The sequence below is a fragment of the Kribbella albertanoniae genome (genome assembly GCF_004348455.1).
Classification (GTDB): Bacteria; Actinomycetota; Actinomycetes; order Propionibacteriales; family Kribbellaceae; genus Kribbella; species Kribbella albertanoniae.
On sequence record NZ_SMKA01000303.1, the window covers coordinates 1 to 10,938 of the forward strand.

13 protein-coding genes are annotated in these 10,938 nt (G+C 62.2%); 2 read left to right on the top strand and 11 right to left on the bottom strand.

The features are described from left to right. Both E1261_RS38625 and E1261_RS38630 read right to left on the bottom strand, forming a co-directional pair. The coding region (locus E1261_RS38625; protein WP_132414712.1) for a nitroreductase family protein at positions 1-218 on the bottom strand (218 nt) is incomplete at its 3' end. Between the two features lie 138 nt (positions 219-356). After that, the gene (locus tag E1261_RS38630; RefSeq protein ID WP_132414713.1) at positions 357-1,025 is read right to left on the bottom strand and encodes an SMI1/KNR4 family protein; all 669 of its coding nucleotides are present in this window, start codon (positions 1,023-1,025) and stop codon (positions 357-359) included. A gap of 43 nt (positions 1,026-1,068) precedes the next feature. Between E1261_RS38630 and E1261_RS38635 the strand changes: the two genes are divergently transcribed. Next, a complete protein-coding gene (locus E1261_RS38635; protein ID WP_202875402.1) occupies positions 1,069-1,425 on the top strand; it encodes a helix-turn-helix domain-containing protein in 357 nt (118 codons plus the stop codon). Positions 1,426-1,491: 66 nt separating this feature from the next. Here E1261_RS38635 and E1261_RS38640 read toward each other — a convergent pair whose 3' ends face one another. The 7 genes from E1261_RS38640 to E1261_RS38675 all read right to left on the bottom strand — a co-directional run bounded on the left by E1261_RS38640 (position 1,492) and on the right by E1261_RS38675 (position 6,777). Then, positions 1,492-2,175: a hypothetical protein gene (locus E1261_RS38640; protein ID WP_132414714.1), complete on the bottom strand. Its 684-nt coding sequence runs from the start codon at positions 2,173-2,175 to the stop codon at positions 1,492-1,494. Between the two features lie 708 nt (positions 2,176-2,883). After that, a complete protein-coding gene (locus E1261_RS38645) occupies positions 2,884-3,294 on the bottom strand; it encodes a hypothetical protein (RefSeq protein WP_132414715.1) in 411 nt (136 codons plus the stop codon). 403 nt (positions 3,295-3,697) lie between these two features. Then, positions 3,698-4,324, bottom strand: coding sequence for a hypothetical protein (locus E1261_RS38655; protein WP_132414716.1), 627 nt, complete (start codon positions 4,322-4,324; stop codon positions 3,698-3,700). Positions 4,325-4,716: 392 nt separating this feature from the next. Further along, entirely contained in the window at positions 4,717-5,286 is a 570-nt protein-coding gene (locus E1261_RS38660) for a suppressor of fused domain protein (protein ID WP_132414717.1), read from the bottom strand. A 112-nt stretch (positions 5,287-5,398) separates the two neighbouring features. After that, the gene (locus E1261_RS38665; RefSeq protein ID WP_132414718.1) at positions 5,399-5,800 is read right to left on the bottom strand and encodes an ankyrin repeat domain-containing protein; all 402 of its coding nucleotides are present in this window, start codon (positions 5,798-5,800) and stop codon (positions 5,399-5,401) included. A 34-nt stretch (positions 5,801-5,834) separates the two neighbouring features. Further along, the gene (locus E1261_RS38670) at positions 5,835-6,476 is read right to left on the bottom strand and encodes a hypothetical protein (protein ID WP_132414719.1); all 642 of its coding nucleotides are present in this window, start codon (positions 6,474-6,476) and stop codon (positions 5,835-5,837) included. Positions 6,477-6,546: 70 nt separating this feature from the next. After that, positions 6,547-6,777 (bottom strand): hypothetical protein, encoded by a 231-nt coding sequence (locus E1261_RS38675; RefSeq protein WP_132414720.1) that lies wholly within the window; start codon positions 6,775-6,777, stop codon positions 6,547-6,549. Between the two features lie 98 nt (positions 6,778-6,875). Between E1261_RS38675 and E1261_RS38680 the strand changes: the two genes are divergently transcribed. Beyond that, entirely contained in the window at positions 6,876-8,030 is a 1,155-nt protein-coding gene (locus E1261_RS38680) for an SMI1/KNR4 family protein (protein WP_202875403.1), read from the top strand. A 157-nt stretch (positions 8,031-8,187) separates the two neighbouring features. On the opposite strand, the gene E1261_RS38685 is transcribed toward E1261_RS38680, so the two are convergent. Continuing rightward, complete coding sequence (locus tag E1261_RS38685) at positions 8,188-9,321, bottom strand: hypothetical protein (protein WP_132414722.1); 1,134 nt, start codon at positions 9,319-9,321, stop codon at positions 8,188-8,190. A 165-nt stretch (positions 9,322-9,486) separates the two neighbouring features. Then, positions 9,487-9,978 (bottom strand): hypothetical protein, encoded by a 492-nt coding sequence (locus tag E1261_RS38690; RefSeq protein ID WP_132414723.1) that lies wholly within the window; start codon positions 9,976-9,978, stop codon positions 9,487-9,489. Between the last annotated feature and the right edge of the window lie 960 nt (positions 9,979-10,938).

Sequence of the window (10,938 nt, forward strand, 5' to 3'; positions counted from 1 at the left end):
AGCCGGTAGTACTCCCCAATCGCAGCCCGCTTCGCAGCATCCGTAACCACCATCCAGTGCCACGTCTGCCGATTACTCCCCGAAGGCGCCTGCACCGCCACCTCAATACACTCCCGAACCACCTCGATCGGCACCGGCCGGCTCAGATCCAGCCGCTTCCGCACAGTCCGCGTAGTAGTCAGCAACTCATCAGGCGTCAATCCCAAGGTCTCCGTCACCCACCCTTTCTACCGCGCCCCGTCGCCAACGACACGTACTAGTCACCCCACAGACGCCAGCGCCCCGGGACCCAGCCGCACAAACGCCGTCAGACGCGACCACTACGTGTCCTTGCCGACGACCACCCAACCGGCCGCTCATCGCAAAGGACCGTCTCGCTCGGCCCGCTCGGAGAGAACGCGAACCATCGGCCCCGCCTCATGCTCCAGGTAGGCACCGCCCGATTGCGGATCAGCCACCACCGTCAGGCGCCCGCCCTCAGCCTCCGATGCGAAGAATTCGACGATCGCCGCAAGCGACTCAGCCAGCACCACTTTGTCGTCCTGATCACGACCGAAGTTGATGATCTGACCAGCGGTACCCACCGGCCCCGGCTCAAGGTCGAGCCCCACATAGTCAGGCGCCTTCTCCAACCGCCATACAGGAATCCAGCCCTTGGACGAGTAGCTCAAGGCGATCGCACCAGCCGGACTCGACGTCGAGAGGCTACTCAGCAGCACCATGTCCTCAGCAGACGAGCCATCCCGAAGCCGCCGCCACATCAGCCACTCTTCCGAAGCCCATCCCGGCCCCAGAAAGTCGAGCCTCGGAAACACCCCCACCCCAGCATCAACAGTCGCCTGCCCACCACAAAGCCCCCACAACTCCCTCAGCTCACCCGGCAGCGCCAATCCGATCACCGCTTCACAAGCAACGAGTTCCTCACCCGTCGAAGGCGGCAGCAAATCACCAGCCAACCCACCCGACGCCGCCTGCAACCACCCCACATACCGCCGCCAAGCCCCACCAAGCCGACTGTCACTCATCAACTCCCCTTCCCACCAACTCTCACCGGCCTAAGGTACAAGCATGACGCCCCACTTTGCCGATATCCTGCTGGGTCTCATGGACAACCGCGGTCTATCGCCACGGGCCGTCTCCCGCGCATCAGCACGGGCCGAATCAACCATCCTGCAATTACTTGATGGCAGGATCATGCCGTCGCCGGAAATAGTGCGAGACATCGCGCCGGCATTGCAGATCGCCGAAGCCGATCTGCTAACAATCGCCGGCCTCGCAACAACAGCACGAGCCACGTCCGCCAGGCCCTACCGCAATTCAACTGAGATCGGCGAGCTAGTTTCGATCGCGAGCTCACTGTCGGACGGCCAACTTGAACAACTGGTTGGCATCGCCCGGCGCCTGAAGTCGGAAGACCACGACTAAGTCATGCCGTTGAAGGATTCCCTCTCGCTATACCTACGTTGGCCGATCGTCCGCCGGCGTGGATCCTCAGTCCTCCGGCCGGACGATTCGCACCGAGTCCGGAAGCTCACCAAGCAAGGCCGAATCGCCTGCCACGACCCTGGTTCCCCGCAGTCGAACGTCACGCAGTGAACGCATACTCAGCAGCGGAGCCACCGATCGCACTTGCCCGCCGTACACGATCCGGAGATCGTCCAGACTGTCCAGAGCTGAAACAGCATCGAGGTCCAGCGGCTCAGCCTGTGTTGACTCCCCACCGCCAATCAGCCAGCAGCGGCGCAAATGCCGGAGACTCCCCAGTGGGGCAAGGCTCTCGACGCGCGCCTCAAGGATCTCCAGATCCTCCAGCCGAGCGCAGTTCTCCAACCCACAGAGATCCACGAGTTGCCCCGCGCCTTCGAGCTTGAAGGATGAGATCCCAGGGGCACTTCTCAGGAACCCCAAATCACTCCGGCTGGACGACCAAAGCGTCAGTCTCGTCAAAGCAGGCAGCCCGGCCAGGTCAATCGCACCCGCGCGATCATCGACCGCCAACACCTCGAGCGACTCGCTCCGGACGGCCGGAACCGCCGCCTGCCCCTTCGTCAGCAGGACCAGCTCACGGAGGCCGGCGACTTCGAAAGCCTGCGAATCATCGGCGATGCGCCCCTCGATTTCCAGATACTTGAGCTCTGGCAAACCGGACAGGAAGTCAAGGCTGACCAGCCGCACACTTCCGTCCAAACGGAGGAACAATCCATCGAATCCCCCAGAACGATACCGCCGCTCAAGTTCATGCTCATCGATAGCTCCATCAGTCCGCCAACTCAAGACCCTATAGTCCGCCCGCACCGCGCAGCCTCGTCTCAGAAAGTGACCACCCTCGCTGCCCTGACAGAACCGCTGGTCAGAACCTAAATGACTGTCGTTGAAATTTCCGACGCCCTCCCATGCCGACTGAACGACCCTTACCGTATCCGCGCCTTCATGTAGGACAAACTGGATATCCCGGTGGCCGTCGAACTCCTACACGCCATCGGTAAGCACGCCCCCTTCGAAGCCAGCGCGCCCACAAAGTCCACTCACTGCTGTCACGGCATCAGACGAAGGGCATGTCATCGAAGTACGCCGTCCACTGTCCATCGCCGCAGTCCCACAAAAGTTCACGATCGGAAGGCCTCTTCAAGACACCCAGGCAACCCCAAGCAGGTCCACGACTCGTTCGACACCTCACCCCACTCTCGATTCTTGGGCTCAGATACGGGTCGCAGTCGAGGTGTCACACAGCAGCCCTACTGCCGGATACCCGACGGTGAAGGGCACATGCTCATCGAACTCGACGTCGACGACGTCGTCCGGCACCACCTCACCAAGGTCGTCAAGCGCAACCTCGCACAAGCCAAAGATTCGTTGCTCCCTCAACATCGTGCTGCTGCAGGCTCATAGATCCATCCACTCGCCGAGCCCCGCCGGACTCCCGCTACGAACGAAGTCTTCAACCACCGCACGTGCCGCTGTCGTGCTGAGGACAAACTCACCTGAGAAGACCGCGACCTCATCCATCACCGGCACCTCGATCGCCTCATGCGCCGCCACCGAGCCATCCCCCCAGAGAAGGGCCATCTGTTCCTGCGCGGTCGAGCAATGAACCACGGCGAACCCTCCCTGCAACCCCACCGTCAGCAGCGGAAACTCACGCCCCAGAGACCGCACCTCCAGATACCCCCGCCCACTACCGGCAAGCTGATCAAACAGCCGCAGCAGGTCACCGTCCCCGACCGTCCTCTCCGCCGCATCGAACCGCCCCGATCCGATCGAAGTAGCGGCCACAACCACTTCAACTCTCTCCACGGTTCTCACACCTCGCCAAACAAACTCAGTTGAACGCAAGCAGGATCGAAGCATCACGCGGCGGCGCTACGTCCGTCGCTCCACCCAGGCCTCGATCAGCGAGACCGCAAGCCAGTGCCCTCCGATCTGGGCCATGTGAAGAGCCGAACCAGCGCCACCCGCGAGGGGCGACGCAAGCGGATCCGCGCCTCGCGCGAGCAAGTAGGCCGTGACATCGACATGCAGCGGCTCCCCGTTTGCGTGTGCCCATCAAGCTCGACGTCGATCGCGTGCTGAAGGAGCGTCAGCCCACCGTCGACTTCTCCGATGTCGACACCGCCGTCCAGCAGTTCGCGCAACAGCGGCAGGTCTTCGTTTTCGACAGCAGCATGAGCAGGTGTCATCTCAGTCTCCGCACAAGACATCAGTCGCGAGTGAGATATTCAGCCCGCGATACCACGAACTCCCCATACCCGAAATCTCTCCCAAGCTCGACCAGCCTTGCATATTGAGCTGGTTCTATCCTGCAGCTGTACTCCATCACCGCCCGGAGAAGAAATCGAAAAGCGAGGTCTGGGGATACAACAGTCGCACAGAATCGCAGCGATTTCACGACTCCAGGGATCTCCTTCCAAGCGTTCTCCTGAATCGCGTCATCTAGACTTGGGACGATCTGATCAATTTCACGAATGACCCGCTCGCGAAGCTCGTCGTCCGGCCTATCTACTGATTCTATCTGTGGCTGACCGACTCCAGCGAGACGGATTTCGGAGATCGAAACGATGCTCTGAAACCAGGCCAACGCCGCGTCGACACCAACGCGGTGATTCGAGCCGGTTGCACACTCCCACAGCGTCGCCACCATGGCAGGGGGGCCGCTGGCCACGAGCGCCAGAGCATCCTCTCCAAGAGCCCGGACATAAGGGATCGGCATCTCGTTGACATAGCCCGAAACCAACTCGCGATCGCTTCCACCTGTTCTCCAATCTTGGTGGAACAGGGAGGCCAAGTGCGTCACCCCGAAGTCGGCTTCAGTAAATCTTGAGCTCATCCTTGACCTCCTACCTTGGCATGTTCGGCCCCACCCCCAGACCGCTCGTCACCGGATGGCTCTCTTCCAGCGGAGTGAGTCAGAGACAAAGCCCCTCACCATCTATTTGACGGTTTCCAAGAGTTTCCTCATCTCACGATGAATGAAAACTCACTTAGAGAGATCGCTCTCGAGAACTGCCTTCAGATACTCCAGAGGTTGACGGTTACACCCTTTGACAAGCCGTAGCCCATGACCTCCTGAAGATATCGAGCTGCTGATCGCCGAGACCACCGGCAGGTGCCGACGTTGTCCTCCGCGCTGCACCAAGCGCAGTTCAAACCGTCCGTGTACTCACCGCCCCGTCGTCGCCCTAAGACAAACCCCCACCGTCATCGCCGGCTGAGCCGGGGCTACAGCTTGATGCCCGAGCGATGGAAGTCGACGAGATCGGGGTCCTGCTCGACGAGCTGGTCCTCGAATGCGTCCCACCCTCGATCCGCGATGAAGTCCGCCTCACCCGTGGTGATTGGCACCAGCCACGCCACGAGGACGTCGCCATCAGCACCGGCGAACGTAGCGAACTCGTCAGCAAAATAGACCGGCATCGTCACGTACAACGCCGTCAAGACCGACGTGGGCACGATGGCACCTGCCGGACCGATCACATTGCCTCGCAGCAGCGGACGCTGACGCGCGAGAGCCATCGAGCCAACCTGGAGAAGCAGCGACGCCACTCGATCAGCCGCCACCGACTCCGCCGGCACCAGCATCAAGAGCTCTTGACGGATAGTGCGCCCCGACGTTGGAGACAACAGCGGGTAGCGGCTCAGGCCAAGCGTCGCGTATCCAACCGAACCGGCGTCAGACCCACCGGAGAACCGGGCGATCTGAAAGGGCATCTCCGCTCCATCCGGGTCAAGCGACCAACCCGCGTGAATCGGCCCGAGAACCCGCTCGAAGTGTTCAACCAGACTCGTCATGTCACGGCCAGAATCTCGCGTAGGCCGAATCCACAGTTGGTTAGACCTCCACGGAAGAAGCTCCGGTCGCGACTAGCCCCGCAATCAGTCACGTTGCAACTGAGTTCCATGCTCAGTCCGGCAGATCGGCGAAGAACTGCGCCACATCATAGTTCGCTATCAGACGCGCTAAACCGACCGGCGTCTGCCCATGCTTATTAGCGGCATACGGATCTGCGCCGCGACTCCGCAATAGACATATCAAATCACCGAGGCCTTTAGAGTTGAAGACTGCATCAAACAACGGCGTATTACCGAAGCGATTCTCAGTAGCCAGAGACGCTCCGCGATCGAGCAGCAGACGAGCCGCGTCGACCGCATTCTCCTGACAGGCGAAATGTAGCGCCGTGAACCCTTGAACATCTTGGGCATTGACGTCACATCCGTCGCCAAGAAGACCAGTGAGCCGCTCGACATCATTCTCGAGTGCAGCATAATGCAATTCGGTTCGAAGATATCGGTCGAGCCCTGTCATCGCGCCCCTCACGGACGATACATACAGCGATTGATTAGAACCTGAATGACTGGCGTTGAAATTCCGTTCTCACGTCACTCAGGAGATGGCCGGCCTGACCGTAGAACGACAGGTGGTACGGAAAGAGACCCAGGTTTGCGCAGTACCGTTCGAGCATGTCCGAGGTCAGACGTTCACGTTTCAGGCGAAGCGTGTATCGATCAGTCTCCTCGAACGACAGCGGCTCGCCGTAGGTCTCAAAGGTTCGACTGCCCTCCCACAGCGACTCAATCGCTCTAACCGTCTCCTTGCCTTTGTGCAGGACAAATTGAAGGTTCCGGCCGCCGTCGTAATCGGACGTGCGGTCAGATAGCACGACGCCTTCGAAGCCGGCTTGTCTGCACAGACCACGCACCGCCGTCACAGCATCGGAGGCCGGCATGCTGTCGAAGTACGCCGTCCATTGTCCATCGCCGCAGTCCCACAGCAATTCCCGATCGCGTTCAGGACCGAACGGCAGCAACCGATCGACCCCCGACGACAACTCACCCTCCAGGTGCTCCACGACCAGCCCCGGAGGCCACTTCGCGAACCACGCATGCGACCGACGCCATCGCTCCAACGCCTCCGCCGCAACCGCGACGTTCACCTTGAAGAAGCCCATACCCCGGCCGACGATGGGCAACTCGGACCTCATGGCACTCCACCTCGCCCTGCTGAAGTTAGGTCGACACCGACATAGTTGACCGGCACCCGGCACAGTCTCGCTACAACACCGTGGGGCGGTAGGTCAATGCTCTATCCACAATGTCCTCGACAGTCGGCTCCCGATCGAACTCACCGTCCCAGTGATAGATCAGGTCCGAAGCCCGCGGATGAGGCACGGCCGCCGAGAAGACAGCGATATCCCGATCCAGCCCGGCATCACTGTTATACGCGCCAGCCATCAACCTGGTGACCAGCTCGATCAACTGCCCTCTGTCCAGGATCCGATCCACTTCTACTCCCGTCTCGGCCTGCCTTGACCGCGCGCGACGCCAGCGGAATAGAGCCTCTCGTGGAATCATCCGATCTTATGGACTTACCGTTCATACAGTTGGAGCCTGCGACCATACCGATACCGATCGACTGGGATGCGGTGGAGTCCTGGCTGGGCCTGCACCTGCCTGCCGACTACAAGGCCCTGGCTACCGACCACGGGCCGCTGTTCATCGGTGACTGGCTTTGGCTTCAGACGCCATGTGCCGAGCCTGGCAGCTTCGACTACGGAGCATGGCTGAAGGAAACCCACAAGCTGTGCCGGGCACGGTCGAAGGAGGCTCCGCCACACACGCCGCCGCCGCCGTTCCACCCCAAGCGAGGTGGACTACTCGCCTGGGGAGAGACCCGTTCAGCCAGCTACCTATTCTGGGACACAGCAGCATCCACCGACCCCGACCAATGGCCGGTCGTCGTCATGGACAGCGACGCCGTCGACAACGGGTTGAACCCCTGGCACAACTACCACATGCCAGTCTCAGAACTGATCGCCGCGGCAGTGAGCACCGGCGTCCCCCTGCCCAGCAACCAGCAACTCGGCCCGCTACCACCCACAGCGCAGCGCAGCCGCTTCCTGCTCGACGCCGGTCCATGGACCCCGCCGCCACCGGCACGGCGTGCGGCCACCCCGAAGAAGACCCGGCTCACCGCGCTCAAGCAAGGCACCGGCCTGGCCACGCTCCGGCTACTCGTCCCGCCACCGGCCACGCCGTACCTGGGAGACGGCAACTGGGACCAACTCTTCGACGAGCTAGGCACCCAGCTCCCCACCGACTACATCGAACTGGTGGACACCTACGGCGCCGGCTGCTGGTCGGAATGGCTCAACTTCGTCACCCCGCTACGCACCAACGGCCACGGATTCGTCCACCACGCCAAGGAGACACTCGACGGGTACGCCGATCTGCGGGCGCAGTATCCGGAATTCCAGCCACTTGCGGTCTGGCCGGAGCCCGGTGGATTCCTGCCGTTCGCCAACACGGTCGAGGGCGACGTACTGGGCTGGCTCACCCAAGGCTCGCCCGATGAATGGCCACTGATCGTCTACCCACGCCACGCCAAACAGGGCCCGCCCTTGCAGGACCCACTCGTCGACACGCTCCTCGCCTGGCTCCGCGGCCGCCTCGACACCGCCGGATTCCCCAGCCAAGACGACGACGCTCTGCTGGAGCGCATCCAATTCGAGCCAGGCAACGAAGAATCACCCTGCTGACGGCCATCCCCAGCATTCCTATTGCGAGTCGCGATGCCCACCCGACGCCGGTTCCGGCCGATCCCAGTGATCGGTGCGGCCGCTGGGTTTCGGGCGTGAACTGACCTCACCCCAGGGCGGCTCGAACATCTCGAGTCGCTTTCGATCGGAATGAGCGTCACGGCTCCCAGAGCAGGGTTTCCAGGGCAGCTGTCAGTCGAGAACGCGTCGGGGCGTGGCCGTTGGCGAGCTCGATGAGGTCCTCGCTGCGGCTGGCCAAGTCTATGAGTGCGGCCTCGGCCTCGTCCACGTCCCGAATCATTGCTGCGGCCAGTCGGCTAGCGGGATCGCTCAGGTGATGCTCGGGAACCCTGAGGCGCGACAGCGCCGCGAGGAGCAACAGCATACGTTGCTCAGCGCGCGAAACTGACGGCCATAGCCGGACAAGGCCTTCGGCTGCGTCGGTTACGACGGCTCGGACCTGGACGTCGTGGGCGTCCGGCCTGTACCCGTATGCCTCGGCCTTCGCCGCCTCGCAAGCGGCGATAAACAGGGTGTACAGAAGATCCAGCCTCCGCTTGGGCGCGAGCTGCGGGGCCATCGCCAACTGGGCCAAGAGCTGCAGGGCCGGCGCCGAGGAACTGTAGGTACTGCCCTGATGGAGCACCGAGCCGACGAACTCGGTGTGCAGGTCATCCCAGTTGTCGTCATTGGCGGCCAGTCCTCGGATCAGTTCCGGAACGTCTGATGCGGGACCGTAGGCATGGGTCAGATCACCCCAGCCCACGCTGTCGATCCCGCTCAGTACGACGGCATCGCCGGGCCCGTCCGGGAGCGCCTCGTCGACGGAGCGTTCCTCCTGCGCTCCTGCCCTGCCCGGACTGTCTCCAAGGGCAAGCAAGCGTCGCTCGTACACGGTCGTCTCATCCAAGTCGTACACGAGACCCTCACGCGCAAAAGTCCGCAGCAGGAGGTCGGTGCCGCCGCCGCCACCACTGCCACCCGTACGTCCGTGTAGTCGCTCCGCGAGTCGCCGTACCGCCTCGTCCTCTTGCGCCCGCCACCAATCCTCGTCCGCATCAGGCACAGGACCTGTCGCGACGGAGAAGACGTCCCATTGCCCCTGCTCGTCTGGTCGCATCGATGGCTTGCCGTACCAGAAACTCGAAGCATCTTTGCTGAAGTGGTCCACCTCCCGGATGGCCACCAGCCGATGCCCACGAACGGCCAGCGCGCCGGCCAATTCCTCAGCAGCGCCCCTGGTCGGGACCGTGACCTGGAAACTCTGCGACACAGACGGCACATAAGGCATGCGGCCTTGAACCTCCTTGCAGGGCACGGTGAGAATCATCCCGACGGTAACCCAACCAAATGGACGCGCACCGGCTTCATACCGGAGAGGTTTTGTATTCACTGCCTCGAGTGAAACCTCCCGGGTCCCGTCAACCATCTCAACCAACCGAGCCGCCACGCTCTCCTAGCTGCGTGGAGCCTCGTAGATCAGCTTGAACCGATCGAATTCGTCAGGCCACGGAGCCTTCTCGGGCAGCACCGGACCCAACGCTTCGAACACCTGCCTGACAGCATCGCCCTCGTACTGGGCCAACCGCGAGGTTGCCTGCAAGACCGCGCCACCTGACGGCAAGGCCGTGATGTCGTGAAACGCCCCACTGCCGCGCAAGCCGTCGATACCGCCCAACCGCTCCAGCACACCCGACGACGTCACCGTCACCCAGGAATACCCACGCACTTCCGAGTCGGCCAACGGCAACGTCTGCTCCGGGAAGCGAGCACTCATCGCCTCCAGCGGTGTTCTGGTTGAACCCGCGCCGAACGAGTCATCCGCAAGATAGCCGAACACCGGCGGCCACTTCTCGGCCTCAGCACGCAAGAACGCTGACCAGACCTCGGCCGTCTCGTCCGGAATCGGCGGCGTACGGCGGTCGCCGACGACATAGCGAGCCGACAAGTTCAACCACTGCGGCGCAGTCCGCAGTCGATATGCCGAGAGGGTGAGGCTGGGCTGACCTGCGTGACCAAAATCGTTGAGCGTTGAAAACTTTGCTGACATCTCGATGGACAGACTCGGACTCAGCGACAGAAACCGCGACCAGTTCTTCGGCGTCCACGGTCGCAGCGAGGTGCCGACTTTCCGGTTCCTCTGCTCGAGGATCAGCAGAGAGCACCACCGCGAGCCAACGGGACCGAACGGACCGCCCGCGCGATCCCGCAGGCCTGCCGAAGGCAGCCCACCAGGCGGGAACTCGCGAACAAACTCACTCGCAAACGCCTCCGTCGCCGCGACAAACCACGACTCAACCCGCTGACCGACCTCTGGGCTGTCCGGCGGCATGCAGTAGTTGAGCTCCAACTCCAACCCCCGCGCCGCGCTCAATCGAATCTCTTCGACGTGATCCGCCATAGTCACGAAAGACTCCCACCTGTCAGCAGATTCACCGGATCCAATAGGGCCACCCCAAAGAGGACTCCAACGCCGATCGCTCCGCCCACCGTCTTTGGGATCCACGTCAAACCTATGGTCGTCACGACGTTCCGATTCGTCCTCGTTCAGGAGCCTACGGGCCCGAACGGAGTACGGGTCGCCAGAGTCGTACAACTTTCCTGCAGTGACTGTGGGTCAGCACGTGTACAGGGAGTTGGGGTGGACTTTTTCGCAGTAGCGGAGGTGGAGGTGGTTGTCGTGGGCGGGCCATTCGGTGGTGAGGCCTTCGTTGATGAGGGTGGGGTCGTTGAAGAAGATGATGCGGACGTGGCCGGGGGCTGCGGCTCGGATTGCTTGGATTAGACGGTATGGAGTGACCGCACGGTCTGTGGTCCCGGTTTCCTCGGGCGGTGATTGTGAAGCCGGCGTGCGGGATGGCGTCAACGTCGTTCATGCTCGCTGCGCTGCGCGTGCTCCACGTTGACT